Raw genomic sequence first — 19,494 nt, forward strand, 5'->3', positions numbered from 1 at the left:
TCATGTCTCCAGCGAGACGTGATTGTGAGATTGCTGTGTTGTCGTGTCAACCTATTAAGTTGAGAAAACAACAAAACAGCCGAAGCTGGGCGTCTGCAGGGGAGCCATGAATAATGGCGTTCCCGAACGGCGAATCGCTCGCCAGTGTCACTGGCGATAAAATGGTAAGACCATATGTTAAATGAATGGAATATGCAATGCAGACTGTCCTGATCACCGGTGCCTGTGGCAATCTGGGCCGCGCTGTGGCGCAGGCTTTTTCCGATAAAGGTTGGACCTTGGTCCTGCTGGACCGCGAGCAGAGCCTGCTCGAATCGATCTACGGGCCCGACACCGATCGGCAGCTCAGCCTTGCGGCCAACCTGCTGGACGCCGCGGCGGTGGATGCGGCGGTGCAACGGGCGCTGGAGCAGTTCGGCCGCATCGGCGTGCTGTGCAACCTGGCGGGTGGATTCCGCATGGGTGAGGCGGTGCACGAGACCAGCGACAGCACCTGGGACTTTCTCATGGGGCTCAATGTGCGCTCGGTGCTGCACACGGCGCGGGTCGTGGTCCCGGCCATGCTGGCCGGCGGTGGTGGCCGCATCGTCAACGTGGGCGCCGGTGCGGCCGGCAAGGGCGGGGCCAACATGGGCGCCTATGCCGCTTCCAAGAGCGCAGTGGCGCGCCTGACCGAGTCGATGGCAGCCGAACTGCGGGAGAAGGGCATCAACGTGAACTGTGTCCTGCCCAGCATCATCGACACGCCCGAGAACCGCAAGGACATGCCCAAGGCCGATCCCTCGCGCTGGGTGTCGCCCGAGTCGCTCGCCGGCGTGATTGCCTTCCTTGCCTCGGATGCGGCCAAGGACATTCACGGCGCGAGCGTGCCGATCACGGGGCTGAGCTAAGCTGCCTCCCCCCGCCCATTCCTCTTCCACTGTTCAGAAGGAAACCACGCTCATGATCACCCAGCGATCACTCGGCCGTTCCGGCATTCAGGTTGTGCCGCTGGCCTTCGGCGGCAACGTGTTTGGCTGGACTGTGGACGAGGCGCAATCGTTCCGCCTGCTGGACGCCTGGGTCGACGCCGGCTTCAACTTCATCGACACGGCGGACATGTATTCCAGCTGGGTCCCCGGCCATCAGGGTGGTGAGTCGGAATCCATCATCGGCAACTGGCTCAAGGCCACCGGCAAGCGCGATCAGGTGGTGATCGCCACCAAGGTGGGCAAGCCCATGGGGCCCGGCAAGTCGGGCCTGAAGCCGGCCTACATCCGGCAGGCCGTGGAGGCCTCGCTCAAGCGCCTGCGTACCGATCACATCGATCTTTACCAGTCGCACGACGACGATGCCGACACGCCACTGGCGGAGACGCTCGGCGCGTTTGCGGACCTGATCCGCGAAGGCAAGGTTCGCGCCATCGGCGCCTCCAACTACTCAGGCGCGCGCCTGCAGGAAGCCCTGGAAGTGAGCGAACGCCACGGCCTGCCGCGTTACGAAACACTGCAGCCGCTCTACAACCTGTACGACAGGCAAGACTTCGAGGCCGATTTGCTGCCGGTGTGCCAGGCGCAGGGCGTGGGCGTGATCACGTTCTACGCGCTGGCCGCAGGCTTCCTCAGTGGCAAGTACCGCAAGCCTGAAGACGCGAGCAAGAGCGCGCGCGGCAAGGGCGCGGTGGCCAAGTACCTCAACCCTCGCGGCCTGGCCATTCTCGATGCGCTCGATGCAGTGGCGGCCAGGCACGCCAGCACCCCGGCTCAGGTGGCACTCGCCTGGCAGCTCGGCATGCCGGGCATCACGGCGCCCATTGCCAGCGCAACATCGCTCGATCAGCTCCAGGACCTGGTGTCGGCTGTGGCCCTGAAGCTGGACGAGGCCGACATGCAGCGACTCGAAAAGGCTAGTCGTTGAGCAGCACCACCTTGCCGCTGGTCTGGCGGCTGGTGATGCTCTTGAGCGCGGTCACGGCATCGGCCAGCGGGTAGCTGGCGGACACGAGGGGCTGGAACATGCCTTCCGCGCACCATTGCAGCACCTGTTCAAGGTTGGCGCGGGCCTCGCTCCACCAGCCGTCGCGCCACACGTCGTAGCGCACGCCGATCACGTCGTAGCCCTTGACCAGCGGCATGTTGATCTTGAGGGTGGGAATGCGGCCTGATGTGAATCCGATCACCAGGTAGCGGCCTCCCCAGCCGATGGCACGCACAGCCTCGTCGAAGGCGTCGCCACCCACGGGGTCGTAGACCACATCCACGCCTTTGCCATTGGTGAGCTCCTTGACCTTCAAACGCCAGTCGGGCTGGGTGTAGTCCACCGCGTGGTCGGCGCCGTGCTGCAGCGTGAGTGCGCGTTTTTCGGGTGTGCTGGCGGCAGCGATCACGCGCGCCCCCATGGCCTTTGCCAGGTGCACGGTGGCAAGCCCCACCCCGCCTGCCGCGCCCAGCACCAGCACCCACTCGCCGGGCTGCAACTGGCCGCGCTGCTTGAGGGCATACAGCGTGGTGCCATACACCACCGGCACCGCCGCCGCCGATTCGAAAGTCATGTGGGGCGCGAGCTGGAACACGCGCTCCTGCGGCAGCACGATTTCCTGAGCGAAGCCGCCGCCGTCAGCGCCGGACACACCCATGACACGGTCGCCCACCTGGATCTGGGTGACGTTGTCGGCGACCTCGATCACCACGCCGGCGGTCTCGCTGCCGGGGATCCAGGGCAGCGGCGGCTTGATCTGATGCTGGCCCTCTGCCTTCAGGGAGTCGGGAAAGTTCATGCCCGCTGCCTTGATGCGGACGCGCACCTCGCCGCTTGCGAGAGGGCGCGACGGCAGGTCGAGGCAGATGAGTTGATCAACGGGGCCGAATTCGCGGCAAACGATGGCTTTCATGGACATCCTTCAAATGGTCCGTCCATTGTATATATTGAGCGATAATCGTCTCGGGACTACCCAAGGAGATCCGCACGATGAGCATGAAAACCGTTTGCCTGGCTGCGCTGCGGCCGGTGCCCGAAGTCACCGAAGCCGTGGAGCGAGCGGCGCGTGAACACTTGCTGGGGCTGCCGAGCGTCGGGCAGATCGTTGTGAACCGGGTGGTGCGGCATGTACCCACCGACTACATCGCCAACGATCGACCCTACGGGGGCGTGGTGGCCGAGGCCGATGACGTTGGCGCCATCCTCGACCTTCACTTCACCGACGCGGGTGCGGGCGCCGAGCTGTTGGACAGCCCGGCATGGCGCAACTTTCTTCTTGCCATCGCGCCCGTGGCGCGTCCCCTGTTTTCGTTGGACAGTGAGGCAAACATCCCCGTGCCTCTGCGCGCCGGTGCGGTGCAGGGTGGATTCAGGCGCTGGTTGTTGCTCACCCGCAAGGCGACCACACCCGAAGCATTCCGGGAAGCCTGGTTTGTTCGCCACGCCAATCTGGTCAGGCACCTGCCACGGCTTGATGGCTATGTGCAGAACCTGGTGAGCGCGCGTTTTAACGCGCAAGGCAAGCCGGTGTCTTATTCAGAGCTGCCCATCGACGGCATCGCCGAGGTCTGCTACGCGGATGAGGCGGCCATGGTGGAGAGCTATGCGTCTGATGCCCGCTTGCCGCTGCGCGACGACGGCGCCGAGCTCAATGCCCGCGTGAGCACCATCCTCGTCGACGGGAGGGCACTGAAATGAGCCGGGACCGCATTGGATTCATCGGACTGGGCGACATTGGTGCGCCCATGGCCATGCGCGTGCTGGACGCGGGCCATGCGCTCACCGTCTACAACCGCACGTCCGAAAAAACGCAGCCCTTCGCCGAGAAGGGCGCGAGGGTGGCTGCCAGCCTCGGCGAGCTGGCCCAGGCCTGCGACGTGATCCTGTTTTGCCTCAGCAACGGCGAAGCGGTGGAACAAGTGGTGTTCGGCCCCGGTGGCCTCGCCGAGGCGGGCCGGGCCGGGCAGGTGCTGGTGGACCTCTCCACGATCCATCCGGTTCACACGCAGCAGATGGCCGAGCGATTGCTGGCGCAACGTGGCATGGCCTGGGTGGATGCACCGGTCTCGGGCGGACCCGCCGGCGCCCGCCTGGGCACGCTGGCGGTGATGGTGGGCGGCGATGCGGCGGTGGTGGAGCGTGTGCGCCCCGTGCTCGGCGCGTTTGGTGGACGCGTCACCCACATGGGCCCAGTGGGATGCGGCATGGCCACCAAGGCCTGCAACCAGATGCTCAACTACGGCACAGGTGCGGTGGTGGCCGAGACGCTGAACTTCGCGGCCCGTTTCGGCATTGACCCGGCGCTGATTCCCGAGGCTGTCGCGGGCGGTTTCGCGGATTCCAATGTGCTGCGCAACTATGGTCAGCAGATGGTGGAGGGCACCTACAAGGGCAACACTTTGACCGCCATGAAGGACATCGACATCATCATGGACATGGGCCGCATCACCGGCAGCGCGATGCCCGTGACCGGCCTCGTGGCCTCGTTCTTCCGCATGCAGATCGCGCAGGGCTACACCTCTGGTGGGTTGCCGACCACCATGCGCATGTACGCACAGGGTCCGCTGAAGGTCGGCGGCGTGAAGAAAACTTGATTCAAGGACATCTCTACATGAATGCGAGCGAGCAGGGTTTTGACCAGATGGTCGACGTGGTGGTGATCGGCACCGGCGCGGGTGGCATGGCAGCAGCCGTGACCGCGCGCAAGCTGGGCCTGGATGTGCTGCTGCTGGAAAAGGAAGCGCTGTACGGCGGCACCACCGCGCGCTCGGGTGGGGTGCTTTGGGTGCCCAACAACCCCATTTCGACCGCCCGGCCCGAGCCCGATTCGATGGACGATGCGCGCACCTACATGCGCTACGAATGCGGCGAGTTCTACGACGAAGAACGCGTGGAGGCCTTTCTGACGCACGGCCCGCGCATGGTGGATTTCTTCGTCAAACAGACCGAGGTTCAGCTGATTCCGTTGCCCGAGTACCCCGACTACCACGCGGAGAGCCCGGGAGGCCGCACGGCAGGCCGATCGATCATGGCCGCGCCCATGGACGGCCGTGTGCTGGGCGATCGCATCAAGCAACTGCGCCCGCCGCTCAAGGAAATCACCTTCGTCGGCATGATGTTCAACTCCAGCGCCGAGGTGGGCCATTTCTTCAACGTCACGCGCTCGCTGACCTCCGCCATGTACGTGGCCCGGCGCCTGGTGACGCACGCGTTCGAGATGCTGTTCCACGGCCGCGCCATGCGCCTGACCAATGGCAACGCGCTCGCCGCACGGCTGGCCAAGTCGGCCTTCGACCTAGGCATTCCGATGTGGCTGGAATCGCCCGCGAAATCGCTCATCCGCGAGGGCGGTCGGGTGGCTGGCGTGGTGGTCGGCCGAAAAGACGGCAACACCGTGCGCGTGGGCGCGCGCCGTGGCGTAGTGCTCGCGGCGGGTGGATTTCCGCAGGACATGGAGCGCCGCAAACAACTCTTTCCGCATGCGCCCTCCGGACACGAACACCTCTCGCCCGCGCCTCCCGGCAACACCGGCGACGGCCTGCGCATGGCCGAGGCGGTGGGAGCGCAGGTGGCAACGAACCTGCCCAACGCGGCGGCCTGGATTCCAGTCTCGCGCGTGCAGCGGTCCAACGGCGAGACGGGTGTGTTTCCGCACCTGATCGACCGTTACAAGCCCGGCATCATCGCCGTCAACCGGCGCGGCCAGCGTTTTGCCAACGAGTCGGACTCGTACCACGACGTGGGCATGGCCATGCAGAAGTCCTGCGCCGAGCAGGCCGAGGTCTGCGCCTGGTTGATCGCCGACCACCGCACCATCCGCCGCTATGGCCTGGGCTTTGCAAAGCCCTTCCCGTTGCCGCTGGGTGGACACATGCGCTCGGGCTATCTGCTGCGCGGTGCCACGCTGAAAGAGCTGGCGGCCAAGGCCGGCATCGATGGCGCGCAACTTGAAAAAACCATCGCCGAATACAACCAGGGCGCGGTGGACGGCAAAGACCTCCAGTTTCGCCGTGGCTGGCGCGTCTACAACCGCTTCCTCGGCGACAAGACCCACCAGCCCAACCCCTGCGTGGCGCCGGTGGCGCACGGCCCTTACTACGCGGTGCGCGTGGTGATGGGGGACCTGGGCACCTTCGCTGGCGTCAAGACCGATGCCAAGGCGCGTGTGCTCGGCGTCGACGGTCAGCCTATCGAGGGGCTGTTTGCTGCCGGCAACGACAACGCCAGCGTGATGGGCGGTGGCTATCCGGGCGGCGGCATCACGCTCGGGCCCGCTATGACCTTCGGGATGCTGGCCTCCGAGTACATGGCGGCGGAGGCGAGCATGCTGGCAGTAGCGGATGTGCGGCAGCCCGTGGAGGTCTGAAACCCATCAAAGGAGATTTGCCATGACCAAGCCCCCCGGCCAGGTGCCCGATCTGCGCGACGACTCGGGCGTGGTGCCCACGGTGAATCTTGCGGCCGAGGCCGGCCGCAGCGATTTCTACGCCCGGGCCGCCGAGCACCAGCTCGCACCGCTGTGGCGCGTGCTGCACGGCCTGGTGACCGAGAAGCCCGTGCCGCGCTGCGTGCCTGCGATCTGGCACTACCGCGATGTGCGGCCTTTCCTCATGGAGGCCTGCGGCCAGATATCGACCGAAGAAGCCGAGCGCCGCGTGCTGGTGTTCGAGAACCCGGGCTTGCCGGGACAGTCGCGCATCACGCAAAGTCTGTTCGGTGGTTTCCAGATCGTGTTACCCGGCGAGATTGCGCCGGCACACCGCCATGTGGCCTCGGCACTGCGCTTCATTGTCGAGGGCCGCAACGCCTACACGGCGGTGGCGGGCGAGAAGACCATGATGGAGCCGGGCGACTTTGTGATCACGCCTTCGATGGCCTGGCACGACCATGGCAACGAGGGCGACGGCCCCATGGTGTGGCTTGACGGGCTGGACATGCACATCGTCAACCTGCTCGGCGCGAGCTTTCGAGAGGGCTATCCCGGCAAGGTGCAGCCGCTCGACCGGCCCGAGGGCGCGGCCATGGCCGAGGCCGGCACCAACATGCTGCCGGTGGACCACGACTTCGGCAAGACGCTGACCTCACCGATCTTCAATTACCCCTACGCCCGCACCCGCGAGGCACTCGACCGGCTGGCGCGCTTTCGCGAGATCAATGCCTGGCACGGACACAAGATGCGCTACGTCAACCCCGTCAACGGCGACTGGGCCATGCCCACCATGGCCACCAGCATGCAATTGCTGCCCAAAGGCTTCGCGACCCGGCCCTACCGCAGCACCGACAGCACCGTATTCACGGTGGTTGAAGGCCGAGGCAGCACCACGGTGGATGGCAAGACCATGGAATGGGAACCGCACGACGTGTTCATCGTGCCGAGCTGGCAGCAAGTGACCCACACCGCCAGCGAAGACGCGGTGCTGTTCACCTACTCCGACAGAGCGGTGCAGGAAAAGCTCGGCCTTCTAAGAGAAGAGCAACTCTAGGCGAGAAGCAGAGCAGGACCAGAAACACCGCGGAACCGGCTTTGCCGGGCCGCAGGTGTTGCCCCCTTGAGGGGGTGACGCGCCGCAAGGCGCGGCGCGGGGGTGGGTCAATCCATGCTGATGTTGTTCTCTTTCACGACCTTGCCCCACAGGGCATGGTCCTTCTTCAGGATGTCGCCCAGCGGCTGCGTCCCGCTCTGAGGCACCACGTTCACGCTCCGGATCTTCTCCTGCACGTCCGGCATGGCCACCACTTGCGCTACCGCATCGGCCACGCGCGTGATGATGGATGGCGGTGTGCCGGTGCGTGCCACCAGACCGAACCAGGTCTCGGTGTCGTAGCCGGGCACCACCTCGCTGATGCTGGGTACATCCGGCAGCAGCGGGCTGCGTTTCGCGGTGGACACGCCGAGCACGCGCATCTTGCCCTCGGCCACGAAGCCGCGCGTGGCAGAAGACGGCGTGGACAGCATGTATTTGGTCTGGCCAGCCAGCAGCGCCTGCGCCGCCGGGCCTGCACCGGGGTAGGGCACCATCACCATGCTCTTGATGCCGGCCGCGCTGTGGAACGCTTCCATGGCCAGCTGGCCCACGCCGCCCAACGCGGCGGCACCCCACTCGAGCTTGCCCGGGTTGGCGCGCGCGTAGTCGACGAAATCCTTGAGCGTGCCCGGTGTTGATGGGTGCGTCATGAGCACCATGGGCGAAGTGCCGATCAGTGAGACCGGCACGAAGTCCTTCATGGCGTCGTACAGGGGTTTTCGCTGCACCAGCGGCACGGTCACCAGACCACTGCCATGCAGCAGGAAGGTGTAGCCATCGGCTGGCTGCGTGGCCACGTACTGCGAGGCGATGGCGCCACCCGCGCCGGCCTTGTATTCCATGATCACAGGCTGGCCCAGCAGCTTGGACAAAGGCTCTTGCAGATGGCGGCCAAGCACGTCGTTGGTGCCGCCGGCGGCCGCCGGTACGATGAACCGGATGGGTTTGCTGGGCCAGGCGTCCTGCGCCAGCGCGGTGGTGCCCAGCAGGGCGAGCGTGAGGGAAGCGAGGAGGGTGCGGCGAGGCAGCATGGGGTTGTCTCCGGTAAGTTGAACATGCGCATTGGTCCAAATGGCTATAGGACAGACCAATAGAATCTGGGATGCATAATAGCCCGAGTGGGCAGGGCGCGAGTGAGTAATACCCCTCACCGGCCCGGCATGCAACGCATCGAAAAGCCTTTCAGGAGACCCCCTTGGCTGCACAAAAACCTGTTTCGAACTTGCCAGAGCGCGTGGCCGTGGTCACTGGCGCCGGTGACGGCATCGGCTGGGCCACCGCGAAGCGCCTGGCGCAGGAATTCGCGCACGTGGTGATCGCCGATGTGCGCCCCGAGGCCGCCGAGCAGCGCGCCGCCGAACTCGGCGCCGGCCACCTGGGGCTGGGTTGCGACGTGACCTCCGAAGCCGCCGTGGTGGCGCTGATTCAGCAGGTGCAAGAGCGGTTTGGCCGCATCGATGTGCTGGTGAACAACGCCGGCATCGGCGAGCAGCCGGTGATGACGCTGGAGCAGACGGTCGATGCCTTCGACCGCATTCTGGCGGTGCATTTGCGTGGCACCTTTCTGGCCAGCCGTGAGGCGGGGCGCATCTTCGTGCAGCAGCAGTCGGGCGCCATCGTCAACATCAGCTCCATCGCCGGCCTGCAGGGGCACCCGGGTCGCAATGCCTATGGCGCTGCCAAAGCCGGCATTGCCACCATGACTTCGGCCATGGCCAGCGAATGGGCGCGTGACGGCATCCGCGTGAACGCCGTGGCGCCGGGCTATGTGCTGACCGACCTGGTGAAGAATCTGGCGGCCAAGGGCGCGCTCGACCTGGAAGACCTGGAACGCTGCACGCCCATGGGCCGCACCGCGCGCCCCGAAGAAGTCGCCGAGGCCATCGCGTTTCTTGCCTCCGATCGTGCGAGTTTCATCACCGGTGTCACCTTGCCGGTGGATGGTGGCTGGGCTTCTTTCGGCGCGCCGCCGGCCAAGCTGGGCACGGTGGCCGAAAAGTACGTCGCTCCGAAGTGAGACGGTGATGGGGACATTTGAAGGCCGCTGCATGCTCGTTACCGGTGGCGCCGGTGATATCGGCCGTGCCACGGCGCGTGCATTTCTGCAGCACGGCGCCCATGTGCACCTGGTGGACATTGACCGCGATCGGCTCGAGAAAGCGAAAAACGAACTGCAGTCCCTGGGCAGGGTGTCGGCGCACGCATCGGCGCTGGCGTCGCCGGCCGAATGTCGGGAAGCCTTTGCCGCCTGCGGCCAGGCGGTGCACGCGCTGGTGCACATGGCCGGCGTGTTCGAGCCCGATCCACTGGATGCAGACGACCGCAGCGTGTGGGAGCGCGCCATCGCCAGCAACCTCACCAACGCCTACGACATGGCCATTGCGTTTCGCGCCCAGCATGGAGAAGGCGCGGGCGCTGGCCGTATCGTGCTGTGCAGCTCGCGGGCCTTTCAGCGTGGTGCGGCTGGCCGCGCGGCGTACACCGCCGCCAAGGGCGGTATCGTCGGGCTCACGCGCACCTTCTCGCGCGAATTCGCGCCGCACATCCTGGTCAACGCCGTGGCGCCCGGGCTCATCGAAACGCGCATGACCACCGACGTGATTGCTCGCTTTGGCGACCAGCGCATGGCCGAGATTCCCCTGGGTCGCTACGGAACGCCAGAGGACGTTGCTGGTGTGGTGAAGTTCCTTTGCGGGCCCGACTCGGCCTACATGACGGGGCAACTGATCACGGTCGACGGCGGGGTGTTGAACTCGTCGTGAGGACCCGGCTGGGGGCAGGGCTCACTTGACCTTGGTGGCCTTGTGGACGACCTTCAGGTACTCGTTCAGGTGTTCGATCGCCTCGCTTGAGTTCCGCGCGCGCAGGCAGGCGAGGATCTTGCGGCGCAAGGGCACCAGCTGCGGCCGATGCCCGGCGGGTGTTTTTTCCAGCACCACATAGCGAAGTATCTGCAACAGCGAGTCGATGAGGATCACCATCACTTCGTTGTGCGTTGCCTTTGCAATCAGGTGAAAAAACAGCACGGCTTCATCCGTGCGCGCGGCCCAGTCCTTCTCTCTGGCCAGCGCTTCCATGCGGTCCAGGTTGGCTTCGATGGCGGCAAAGTCTGTCGCCGTGCCGTGTTCGCATGCGCTCTGCAGGATGACGCTGTGAATCATCCGCCGGGCGTCGATCAGATTGGGTATTGAAATCCTGCCCAGGGCGATGAGATCCTGAAGCGGTCGCGCCAGCATGTCCGCATTGCCATTGCGGATGTAGGCGCCTCCCTTGGTGCCGAGTTTCAGTTCAAGAATGCCGGCCATTTCCAGGGTGCGCAACGCCTCCCGGATGACGGGCCGGCTCACGCCGAAGCCGGTGGCGAGGTCTTGCTCTGAAGGCAGGCGATCCCCGGCCTTCAGTTCCCCAGAGTGAAGCATCGCCCTGATCTGGTCGCCCACTTCCTCGAAACCACGCCGGGTCTTGACGCTGGTGAACTGGGCACTGGTGCGCGGCTGTGTCGGCGCACTCGTCGCGTCCTTTTTCATCTGATGAACTCCAAAGCCCGAATTACACAACAGCAGCGCCGCTCACGCCGTCCCGACTCGAAATTTTCCAGCCTGTCGAAAACAGAGTTTGGACTACAATGCAAATGGACAAACCATTTATATAGTTCACTGGTTTGTCAATATACATCATCACTGGAGCAAGTTCGTGGCTGCAATCAATCAGATCGGTTCACTGATCGCTGGAAAAGATGTGACCCAGGGTGGGCGCGACACGCGTCCCGTGTTCAATCCGGCCACGGGCGAGACCATCGGCATGCTCTCTCTGGCCAGTCTCGAAGACATCGACGCGGCGGCTGAAAACGCCCAGAAGGGCTTTCTGGAGTGGAGCGCCCGATCGGCCTTCGAGCGAGCACGCTGCCTTCAGGCCGTGGCCGCGCAGGTCAGGGCAGACGCCGAACTGATGGCAGCTCTGCTGACCGCCGAGCAGGGCAAAACCTTGAACGAAGCGCGCGGCGAGGTGGCGGGCTCGGCCGATCTCTTTGAATGGCTGGCCGAGGAAGGCAAGCGAATTTATGGCCGCACCGTGCCTGCCAGAAGCGCTGGCGTGCAGCAGATGGTGCAACTGGAGCCCGTGGGCCCGGTGGCGGCCTTTTCGCCGTGGAACTATCCCCTGGCGCTGGCCGCTCGCAAGATCGCTCATGCGCTGGCGGCCGGCTGCTCCGTGGTCATCAAGCCGGCCGAAGAAGCACCCAGCGCGGTGCTCCATCTCGCCCGCATCTGCATCCGTTGTGGTGTGCCTGCCAACGCGATCCAGGTGTTGTTCGGTGTGCCTTCCATGGTGTCCGAGCGCCTGATCGCATCTCGCCACATCCGCAAGGTGTCCTTCACCGGCTCCGTCACGGTGGGTCGGCATCTGGCCGCATTGGCGGGCCAGGCCCTCAAGAAGGTGACCTTCGAGCTCGGTGGTCACTCGGCGGTGATCGTGATGGACGACGCCGATGTGGACCGGGCAGCGCAGATGAGCGTGGCCAGCAAGTTTCGCAATGCCGGGCAGATCTGCATCGCACCTTCGCGCTTCTTCGTGCACGAAGCCATTCACGATCGCTTCGTGAGCGAGTTCGTCCGGCACTCGAAAAATCTGTCGGTCGGTGACGGCGCGATGGCCGGGACCGACATGGGACCCCTGGCGCACCAGCGGCGGGCCGAGGTGATGCAGATGTACACCGAGGACGCCGTGCTGGCGGGTGCGCGCATCGCCGTGGGCGCGCCCGACCGGCCTTCCAGAGCTGGCTATTTCTGGGAGCCCACCGTATTGACCGACGTGTCCGACGGTGCGCGCCTGATGCGCGAGGAAGTCTTTGGCCCCATAGCGCCCATGGTTCGCTTCGACGACCTCGACAAGGTGATTGCCCGGGCGAACGACGTTGACTTCGGCCTCGCAAGCTACGCCTTCACGGGATCTTTGAAAACCGCCCGCGCCATTCAGGACCGCCTGAAGGTGGGCATGGTGGGCATCAACACCTTCAGCGTGACGGCACCGGAGATGCCATTTGCGGGCACCAAGGACAGTGGCCTGGGCGTTGCCCAGGGCATTGAAGGCCTGCTGGACCACATGAACGTCAAGTCGGTTTACCGCGCCGATTGACACGGACCTGGACATCTCTGGAGGCTGCCTGTGCAGGAAACCTTTGATTTTGTGATCGTTGGTGCCGGCAGTGCCGGCTGTGTGCTGGCCAATCGGCTGTCGGAAAACCCGGCGCACCGGGTGTTGCTGCTGGAGGCAGGGCCGCCCGACAGCAACCCGTGGATCCATGTGCCCATCGGGTTCTATCGCACCATCTTCAATCCTTCTCTGGGCTGGGGCTACACCACAGAACCCGAACCAGGCACGGGCAACCGAGCGATGTCCTGGGTGCGCGGCAAAGTGCTGGGCGGATCGAGCTCCATCAATGGCCTGCTCTACGTGCGCGGGCAGCACGAGGACTTCGACGACTGGCAGGCGCTCGGCAACAAGGGCTGGGGCGCCGAAGACGTGCTGCCCTATTTCAAGCGCTCCGAGAACCAGATGCGAGGCGGCAATTTCTGGCACGGTGCGGGTGGACCCTTGACCGTCTCGGACGTGTCTCATCCCGATGAACTCTCCGACGCCTTTGTGCGTGCTGCCGAGCAGGCGGGCATCGCGCGCAACCCCGACTTCAATGGCGAGCGCCAGGAGGGCGCGGGCTACTACCAGTTGACGACGCGCAAAGGCAGACGTGCCAGCGCCGCCGCGGCGTTCCTGAAGCCGGTTCGACACCGTGCCAACCTGGTGGTGCGCACCCACGCACAGGTGAGCCGGGTTCTGATGGCAGGGCGGCGCGCCACCGGCGTGGAGTATCTGCTTGGCGGGCGTCTTCACCAGGTCGGTGCGGCTCGAGAGGTTGTGCTTTGTGGTGGGGCGGTGAATTCGCCGCAACTGCTGCAACTCTCCGGCATCGGGCCGGGCGCGCTGCTGCAGGAGCACGGCATACAACCCGTCCATGAGTTGCCGGGCGTGGGTCAGAACCTGCAGGACCACTACAACGCATATACCCTCGTGAAGTGCAAGCAGCCGGTCACCTGGAACGTGCAGTCGCGCCAGTGGGGCTGGAAGATCAAGGCTGGCCTGCAGTTCCTGCGCGGCGGAGGCCCATTGACGACTGGCTCTGCCAGAGCGGGCGGCTTCGCGCGAACGCGCAAGGAACTTGACCGCCCTGATGTTCAGTTTCACTTCATGCTCTTCACCACCAACGGCAAGAGCGCCGAGATGGACCGGTTCTCCGGCTTCACGCTGACCGTGTGCCAGTTGCGGCCGGAAAGCCGTGGTGAGGTCAACATTGCATCGGCAGACTTCCAGCGGGCACCGCGCATTCTTCCGCGCTACCTCACGCATCCGCTGGATCAAAAGACGCTGGTGGATGGCATCCGCATGACGCGGCGCATCGTGGAGTCGCCCGCCCTGCAGCCCTATGTGGAGCGCGTGAATCAACCCAACTGGGCGGACAGCGACGAACAACTCCTTGAGTTCGCCCGCACCACGGGACGCACGGTTTTTCACCCCTGTGGAACCTGCAAGATGGGCCACGACGGCATGGCGGTGGTGGACGACCAGCTTCGCGTGCACGGCATTCAGGGCCTGAGGGTGGCCGATGCATCCATCATGCCGACGCTGGTGTCTGCGAACACCAACGCGGCGAGCATCATGATCGGAGAAAAGGCCTCGGATCTGATTCTGAAATCGAGGTGATGGCGGAGCCGGCATGACCGGCTCCGTGTCAATCTCGAGGGGCTGCTTCAGAACATCCGGTTGGGCAACCAGAGCGAGAGCGCGGGCACCGCCGCCAGCAGCAGAATGCGCACGATATCCACTGTGACGAAGGGCACGATGCCGCGAACCAGCGTGGACAGCTTGAGGTTGGGCACCAGCGACTGGATCACGAACAGGTTGATGCCGATGGGTGGTGTGATGAGCCCGATTTCAGTGGCCACCACGACGATGATGCCGAACCAGACCGGGTCGTAGCCTAGCCCCACCACCACCGGAAACAGCAAAGGCACCGTCAGCAGAATGATCGAGAGGCTTTCCAGAATGCAGCCCAGCACGATGTAGACGCCGATGATGATGAGGATGACGGTAAAGGGCTCGAGCGACGCGTCCTGCACCACGTCCAGCAGGGCCTTATGAACACCGGTGAGGTTGATGAACTCACCGAACACCGTGGCCCCCAGAAGGATGGCAAACATCATGGCGGTGGTCTGCGCGCTGTCGCTCAGGATCGAGCGAATGGCCTCGCGCGTGAGCACACGGCGGTTCAGCGCAAACAGAAAGGCACCGAAAGCGCCAATGCCCGATGCCTCGGTGGGCGTGAACAGGCCGCCATAGATGCCGCCCAGCACGAGACCGAACAACACGATCACCGGCACAAGACCCTTGAACAGGCCCTTGCGCTCTTCCTTCGGGATTTTTTCGGTGATGGGTGCGGCTGAAGGGTCGCGCCAGACCACCCAGCGCACAGCCGCCATGTACCCCAGGACGCCGATGATGCCCGGGATGATGCCGGCCATGAAGAGCTTGCCGATGTGGGTTTCGGTGCTGACGCCATAGACCACCATGATGACGCTGGGCGGGATCAGGATGCCCAGCGTGCCGCCGGCGGCCACGGCTGCGGTGCTCAGCCCTTCTGAATAGCCGTACCTCTTCATCGAAGGCAGCGAAACCTTGCCGATGGTCAGTGCCGTGGCCACGCTGGAGCCACAGATGGCGCCGAAGCCACCACTGGCCACGATGGTGGCCATGGCCAGGCCGCCACGCCGCCGGCCAATGAGCACCTGGGCGGCGCGAAAGAGATCTTGCGAGATGCCCGCACCCGCCACCAGGTTGCCCATCAGCACGAACAACGGAATGACCGCGAGGTTGTACGAGAGCACGCTGTCGCGCGCACTGGCCGCAATCATGCTGAGACTGGGCATCAAGCCACTGAGCGTGGCGAAACCCGCGAACCCGATGAGCAGCAAGGCGATTGCAATCGGGACGCGGGAAAAAATCAGGGCAAATGCAGCGGCGAATCCGAGGGCAGCGGTCAACATGAGGAAGTTTCTTCACCCGCAGTAGGGGTTGGCGAGTGGTAGAGAGCGCCCAGCACAAAGGCTGCTCCGGTGACCAGGCAGATGGCGGACATCATCCAGAGCGGGTAGTACAGCGGGATGCCCAGCTGGATGGTGGTGTCGCCATCTTCCATGGTGCGAAGCGCGGCCCGGTGCAACGGCCACGTCAGACCCACGAAGGTCACGGCACTCAACACCGCGGCGCAGCGCGTCTGGATGAGTCGGGTCCGGGGTCCGGTGAGGAAGTCCAGCAGGTCCACCACGATGTGGCCTTGCCGGTACGCCAGCTTCGGGAAGGCCAGGAACACGATCCCGGCCAGCATGAGCTCGGTCAGTTCGGTGGCCCCCGGGACGGGCTGGCGCAACAGGTTGCGACCCAGCACGTCCACGGTGGTGAGCATCATCAGGGCGAGCAGCAGCAGACCGGTCAGGGTGTCCAGTGCCCGCTCTGCCTTGGCCACCGTCCCGCTCATTTTTTGGCCTGGCGGTTCTTTGTTGCTTCAGCCAGCATGGCGCGGTATTCCTCCAGCATCTTGTCGGCATCGGCCATGCCCTTCTTTTTGGCTGCCTCCACCCAGGCTTGCTCCACGGGCCGCAGGGTGTTCTTCAGATCGGTCATCAGCTGCGGGCTGGCCACTTCGACCGTGCCGCCGTTCTTGCGCAACGCTTCCACGCCTTCACCATCGATGCGGTTGTAGGCCTTGCCGATGTTGGTAGCCAGGGCTTCACCCGAAATGCCCATGATGGCGCGCCGATCTGCCTCGGAAATCTCGTTCCACTTCTTCTCGTTGATGACCAGCGAGAGCACGGTGTTGTACATGCCACCGGGAATCAGGGTCAGGTGGGGCAGGGCGTCAAGCAGCTTGTAGCCATAGACCGCTTCGCGGTTGAGAAAGGAACCATCGACCACGCCCGAAGACAGCAGCTCGTACATCTCGGTCACGGGTTTCTGCACCGGCACAGCACCCAGTGCGGCCATGATGGGCAGCGTGCTGCCCTGGGGGTTGCGCATCTTCATGCCCTTCAGGTCGCCAACGGCACGGAACTGCTTCTTGGCCAGGAAGATGTGGCCGGAGCCGACCGGGAAGGTGCTGAGCACGTGAACGCCTTTGAACTCGCCGTACTTGGCCAGGTGGCGTTCGTAGAAGCGGTGGAATGTCGGCGATGTCACTTCGGCGTCGTCGCCCATGAAAGGCAGTTCGGCGATTTCGGAAAGGGTGAAGCGCCCGGGCGTGTAGCCGTTGACGATCCAGGACACGTCTGCCTGGCCGTCCCGCACCACATCCAGTTGCCCGGGGACGGAACCCACCACCTTCGGCAGCATGTCGACCTTCACCCGGCCATTCGTGACCCTGGCCACTTCTTCGCCCCACGGCTCAAAAACCGTCTTCTTCAGCGTGTGGGTGGGTGGCAGCCAATTGGAGTAACGCAACACGGTCTGTGCGGACGCGCCGCTGGCGGCAATGAGCAGGGCGGCGGTGGCAGCCCAGAGTTTTGATGCGCCGAATTTCATGAAAGTCTCCTGGTGGGGCGGGGTGGAACGTGTGATTGGGTTGAACTTCAAACACAATAATTATTTAAATGGTCAGTCCAATAGATCAATAAGGGTAAACCATGAGACCGTGTCGGCGCGCGCGAAGGCGCCATCCGCGATGCGCTGTGCGCGATCGCAGACTGGCGTTGCTGAGATGAGAAGTGGGGTGCGCTACCCCGGTGGCTCAGTGCCCGCTGTCGCGTCCGACGTCACGCACGGCATCCAGATTGGCCAGCATGCGGTTGAGGTAGCCGATCAGCGCGGTGCGTTCTTCCGGGCTGAAGCCGGTCAGCAGCGCCTCTTCGCGCGCTGTGGCCAGGCGAATGATCCGGTCGTGCTGCTTCTTGCCGGCGGGTGTGGTGGCGTATTCGATCTTGCGAAGACCTAGCGGGCGCGACTTGAGGAAGCCACGTTCCTGCAGCAGCGCCACGCTGCGGCTCACGGCGGCTTTGTCCAGCCCCATCAGGTCGCACGCGCTGGAGGCGGTGGACCATGGGTAGATCTCAAAGTAGGACAGCACCCGCCAGTCGGCCACACCCATGTCGAAGCGGGCCCGGTAGAGGCTGGACGCGCTGCTGGCCATCTTGTTGGACAGCCACAGCAGCAGGCCAGGCACGTATCGGTCGAGGTCGAGTTTCATGCCCCGAATGGTAGTGGCTCCCTCAGGCCTGCAGGAAACCTTCGTAGTTCTTTTCCGCCACGCCCTCGATGATGCGGCGGTACGCTGGCACGCCGGCCACGTAAGGCATGAACACGCGCGGCTTGCCGGGCATGTTGGCGCCCAGGTACCAGGAATTGCCCACCGGGTAGAGCGTCTGGTTCGCCACCTCGTTGACGTGCTCCACCCACTTGTCCTCGTGCGCCAGATCGGCCTCGATGCGCGCGGTGCCCTGCGCGCGGCTGCGCTGCAGGAAACTGGTGATCCAGTCCACATGGGTTTCGATCGAGTGCACCACGTTGCTGAGCACCGATGGGCTGCCAGGACCGGCGATGACGAACAGGTTGGGGAAGCCCGCCATGGAAACGCCGAGGTAGGTGCGCGGTCCCGCCGCCCATTTCTCGCGCAGCGACAGGCCGCCCGCACCCCGGATGTCGATGGCCAGCAAGGCGCCGGTCATGGCGTCGAAGCCGGTGGCGAACACGATCGCATCGAGCTGGTGTTCGCCCTGCGTGGTGCGAAGGCCGGTGGGCGTGATCTCGGTGATCGGGTTCGCCTTCACGTCCACCAGGTCCACGTTGGCGCGGTTGAAGGTCTCGTAGTAATTGGTGTCGACGCAGAGCCGCTTGGTGCCGAAGGGCAGGTCTGGCTTCGGGCAGAGAATCTCCGCCTTGGCGGGGTCCTTCACCGTGGCGCGGATCTTGCCGCGCACGAAGTCGCCGGCGTACCGGTTGGCCACGGGGTCGCGCATCAGGTCGTTGAAGGCGCGCAGCATGCGGAAGCCCCCGCCCGCACCGCGCCAGCGGAACTCGAATTCCTTGAGGCGTTCTTCGTCGTTCACCTCCAGGGCGCTCTTGTCGTTGGCGCTCAGGTACTGGCCAGTCACGGCCTCGCGGCCCAGCGCGCGGCGTTCGGCGTAGTGCGCCTTCACGTGCGCCAGCGTGGCTTCGGTCAGCGGCTCGTTCTGTGCCGGCACGCTGAAGTTGGCGGTGCGCTGGAACACCGTGAGGTGCGCGGCCTGCTCGGCAATGACCGGCGTCATCTGCACGCCGCTGGAACCGGTGCCGATGAGGCCTACGCGCTTGCCGGCAAAGTCCACGCCTTCGCGTGGCCAGTTGGCGCTGTGGTACCACTGGCCTTTGAAGGTCTCCAGACCCTTGAACTTCGGCGGTTGCGGGATCGACAGGCAGCCCGTGGCCATGATCACGTACTGTCCCTCGAAGCGTTCGCCCGCTTCGGTCACCAGAGTCCAGCGTGTGGTGGCTTCGTCGAAGCTCGCGCTGGCCACGCGGGTGTTGAACTGGATGTCCTTGCGCAGGTCGAAGCGGTCGGCCACGTGGTTGATGTAGCGCAGGATTTCGGCTTGCGGCGCGTAGCGCTCGCTCCAGTTCCATTCCTGCTGCAGCTCCTCGCTGAAGGAATACGAATAGTCCAGGCTCTCCACGTCGCAGCGCGCGCCGGGGTAGCGGTTCCAGAACCAGGTGCCGCCCACGCCGTCACCGGCTTCGAGCAACTGCACCGAAAGGCCCAGGCCTCTTGCGCGGTGCAACTGGTACAGGCCGGCAAAACCGGCGCCTACGATGATCATGTCCACCTTGCGGACGGCTTCACTGCTCATGGGTTGTTCTCCTCGGGTATGGGGGCGGCTGGTGGAATGTCACGAGCCGGTTTGGGCTGATTCTGATCCCATCATGTTGAGTTGTCAACCTA

18 protein-coding genes are annotated in these 19,494 nt (G+C 64.6%); 10 read left to right on the forward strand and 8 right to left on the reverse strand.

The features are described from left to right. Nucleotides 1–185 precede the first annotated feature (185 nt). Both CAP37_RS04315 and CAP37_RS04320 read left to right on the forward strand, forming a co-directional pair. Complete coding sequence (locus tag CAP37_RS04315) at nucleotides 186–890, forward strand: SDR family NAD(P)-dependent oxidoreductase (RefSeq protein WP_086123036.1); 705 nt, start codon at nucleotides 186–188, stop codon at nucleotides 888–890. A gap of 52 nt (nucleotides 891–942) precedes the next feature. Beyond that, nucleotides 943–1,896 carry an aldo/keto reductase gene (locus CAP37_RS04320; protein WP_086123037.1) on the forward strand — a complete coding sequence of 318 codons (954 nt, stop codon included), beginning with the start codon at nucleotides 943–945 and terminating at the stop codon, nucleotides 1,894–1,896. On the opposite strand, the gene CAP37_RS04325 is transcribed toward CAP37_RS04320, so the two are convergent. Then, on the reverse strand, nucleotides 1,886–2,869 hold the full coding sequence (locus tag CAP37_RS04325; RefSeq protein WP_086123038.1) for an NADPH:quinone oxidoreductase family protein: 984 nt from the start codon (nucleotides 2,867–2,869) through the stop codon (nucleotides 1,886–1,888). The genes CAP37_RS04320 and CAP37_RS04325 overlap by 11 nt on opposite strands. Nucleotides 2,870–2,946: 77 nt before the next feature. Between CAP37_RS04325 and CAP37_RS04330 the strand changes: the two genes are divergently transcribed. The 4 genes from CAP37_RS04330 to gtdA are packed head-to-tail and all read left to right on the forward strand — an operon-like array spanning nucleotide 2,947 to nucleotide 7,439. Then, nucleotides 2,947–3,654, forward strand: coding sequence for an EthD domain-containing protein (locus tag CAP37_RS04330; RefSeq protein ID WP_086123039.1), 708 nt, complete (start codon nucleotides 2,947–2,949; stop codon nucleotides 3,652–3,654). Continuing rightward, nucleotides 3,651–4,550 carry an NAD(P)-dependent oxidoreductase gene (locus tag CAP37_RS04335; protein ID WP_086123040.1) on the forward strand — a complete coding sequence of 300 codons (900 nt, stop codon included), beginning with the start codon at nucleotides 3,651–3,653 and terminating at the stop codon, nucleotides 4,548–4,550. Before CAP37_RS04330 ends, CAP37_RS04335 begins: the two co-directional genes overlap by 4 nt. A gap of 17 nt (nucleotides 4,551–4,567) precedes the next feature. Then, entirely contained in the window at nucleotides 4,568–6,322 is a 1,755-nt protein-coding gene (locus CAP37_RS04340) for an FAD-dependent oxidoreductase (protein ID WP_086123041.1), read from the forward strand. Nucleotides 6,323–6,344: 22 nt separating this feature from the next. Continuing rightward, complete coding sequence (gene gtdA, locus CAP37_RS04345) at nucleotides 6,345–7,439, forward strand: gentisate 1,2-dioxygenase (protein ID WP_086123042.1); 1,095 nt, start codon at nucleotides 6,345–6,347, stop codon at nucleotides 7,437–7,439. Nucleotides 7,440–7,546: 107 nt separating this feature from the next. Here gtdA and CAP37_RS04350 read toward each other — a convergent pair whose 3' ends face one another. Continuing rightward, nucleotides 7,547–8,512, reverse strand: coding sequence for a tripartite tricarboxylate transporter substrate binding protein (locus tag CAP37_RS04350; RefSeq protein WP_086123043.1), 966 nt, complete (start codon nucleotides 8,510–8,512; stop codon nucleotides 7,547–7,549). Between the two features lie 164 nt (nucleotides 8,513–8,676). Between CAP37_RS04350 and CAP37_RS04355 the strand changes: the two genes are divergently transcribed. Beyond that, nucleotides 8,677–9,498 carry an SDR family NAD(P)-dependent oxidoreductase gene (locus CAP37_RS04355; RefSeq protein WP_086123044.1) on the forward strand — a complete coding sequence of 274 codons (822 nt, stop codon included), beginning with the start codon at nucleotides 8,677–8,679 and terminating at the stop codon, nucleotides 9,496–9,498. 7 nt (nucleotides 9,499–9,505) lie between these two features. Then, nucleotides 9,506–10,243, forward strand: a complete 738-nt coding sequence (locus CAP37_RS04360; protein WP_179190129.1) for an SDR family NAD(P)-dependent oxidoreductase — start codon at nucleotides 9,506–9,508, stop codon at nucleotides 10,241–10,243. A gap of 21 nt (nucleotides 10,244–10,264) precedes the next feature. On the opposite strand, the gene CAP37_RS04365 is transcribed toward CAP37_RS04360, so the two are convergent. After that, entirely contained in the window at nucleotides 10,265–10,921 is a 657-nt protein-coding gene (locus CAP37_RS04365) for a FadR/GntR family transcriptional regulator (protein WP_179190130.1), read from the reverse strand. Nucleotides 10,922–11,174: 253 nt separating this feature from the next. Between CAP37_RS04365 and CAP37_RS04370 the strand changes: the two genes are divergently transcribed. After that, nucleotides 11,175–12,614, forward strand: coding sequence for an NAD-dependent succinate-semialdehyde dehydrogenase (locus tag CAP37_RS04370; RefSeq protein ID WP_256926868.1), 1,440 nt, complete (start codon nucleotides 11,175–11,177; stop codon nucleotides 12,612–12,614). Nucleotides 12,615–12,644: 30 nt separating this feature from the next. Continuing rightward, nucleotides 12,645–14,234 (forward strand): GMC family oxidoreductase, encoded by a 1,590-nt coding sequence (locus CAP37_RS04375; RefSeq protein ID WP_086123047.1) that lies wholly within the window; start codon nucleotides 12,645–12,647, stop codon nucleotides 14,232–14,234. Nucleotides 14,235–14,281: 47 nt separating this feature from the next. Here CAP37_RS04375 and CAP37_RS04380 read toward each other — a convergent pair whose 3' ends face one another. The 5 genes from CAP37_RS04380 to CAP37_RS04400 form a co-directional block, all read right to left on the reverse strand. Further along, a complete protein-coding gene (locus tag CAP37_RS04380) occupies nucleotides 14,282–15,574 on the reverse strand; it encodes a TRAP transporter large permease (RefSeq protein WP_086123048.1) in 1,293 nt (430 codons plus the stop codon). After that, complete coding sequence (locus tag CAP37_RS04385; protein WP_086123049.1) at nucleotides 15,568–16,065, reverse strand: TRAP transporter small permease; 498 nt, start codon at nucleotides 16,063–16,065, stop codon at nucleotides 15,568–15,570. The genes CAP37_RS04380 and CAP37_RS04385 overlap by 7 nt, the downstream gene beginning before the upstream one ends. Then, nucleotides 16,062–17,105: a TRAP transporter substrate-binding protein gene (locus CAP37_RS04390; protein WP_086123050.1), complete on the reverse strand. Its 1,044-nt coding sequence runs from the start codon at nucleotides 17,103–17,105 to the stop codon at nucleotides 16,062–16,064. Before CAP37_RS04390 ends, CAP37_RS04385 begins: the two co-directional genes overlap by 4 nt. Before the next feature lie 205 nt (nucleotides 17,106–17,310). Beyond that, complete coding sequence (locus CAP37_RS04395) at nucleotides 17,311–17,766, reverse strand: MarR family winged helix-turn-helix transcriptional regulator (RefSeq protein WP_086123051.1); 456 nt, start codon at nucleotides 17,764–17,766, stop codon at nucleotides 17,311–17,313. A gap of 22 nt (nucleotides 17,767–17,788) precedes the next feature. Continuing rightward, entirely contained in the window at nucleotides 17,789–19,402 is a 1,614-nt protein-coding gene (locus CAP37_RS04400) for an NAD(P)/FAD-dependent oxidoreductase (protein ID WP_086123052.1), read from the reverse strand. Nucleotides 19,403–19,494: the final 92 nt, after the last annotated feature.

Source organism: Hydrogenophaga sp. IBVHS1 (genome assembly GCF_002127265.1).
GTDB lineage: Bacteria > Pseudomonadota > Gammaproteobacteria > Burkholderiales > Burkholderiaceae_C > Hydrogenophaga.

Coding starts and splice junctions, on each gene's coding strand:
- gtdA (WP_086123042.1), top strand. CDS start 6,345: ATGACCAAGCCCCCCGGCCAGGTGCCCGATCTGCGCGACGACTCGGGC.
- CAP37_RS04320 (WP_086123037.1), top strand. CDS start 943: ATGATCACCCAGCGATCACTCGGCCGTTCCGGCATTCAGGTTGTGCCG.
- CAP37_RS04385 (WP_086123049.1), bottom strand. CDS start 16,065: ATGAGCGGGACGGTGGCCAAGGCAGAGCGGGCACTGGACACCCTGACC.
- CAP37_RS04350 (WP_086123043.1), bottom strand. CDS start 8,512: ATGCTGCCTCGCCGCACCCTCCTCGCTTCCCTCACGCTCGCCCTGCTG.
- CAP37_RS04380 (WP_086123048.1), bottom strand. CDS start 15,574: ATGTTGACCGCTGCCCTCGGATTCGCCGCTGCATTTGCCCTGATTTTT.
- CAP37_RS04335 (WP_086123040.1), top strand. CDS start 3,651: ATGAGCCGGGACCGCATTGGATTCATCGGACTGGGCGACATTGGTGCG.
- CAP37_RS04395 (WP_086123051.1), bottom strand. CDS start 17,766: ATGAAACTCGACCTCGACCGATACGTGCCTGGCCTGCTGCTGTGGCTG.
- CAP37_RS04390 (WP_086123050.1), bottom strand. CDS start 17,105: ATGAAATTCGGCGCATCAAAACTCTGGGCTGCCACCGCCGCCCTGCTC.
- CAP37_RS04340 (WP_086123041.1), top strand. CDS start 4,568: ATGAATGCGAGCGAGCAGGGTTTTGACCAGATGGTCGACGTGGTGGTG.
- CAP37_RS04400 (WP_086123052.1), bottom strand. CDS start 19,402: ATGAGCAGTGAAGCCGTCCGCAAGGTGGACATGATCATCGTAGGCGCC.
- CAP37_RS04360 (WP_179190129.1), top strand. CDS start 9,506: ATGGGGACATTTGAAGGCCGCTGCATGCTCGTTACCGGTGGCGCCGGT.
- CAP37_RS04325 (WP_086123038.1), bottom strand. CDS start 2,869: ATGAAAGCCATCGTTTGCCGCGAATTCGGCCCCGTTGATCAACTCATC.
- CAP37_RS04315 (WP_086123036.1), top strand. CDS start 186: ATGGAATATGCAATGCAGACTGTCCTGATCACCGGTGCCTGTGGCAAT.
- CAP37_RS04330 (WP_086123039.1), top strand. CDS start 2,947: ATGAGCATGAAAACCGTTTGCCTGGCTGCGCTGCGGCCGGTGCCCGAA.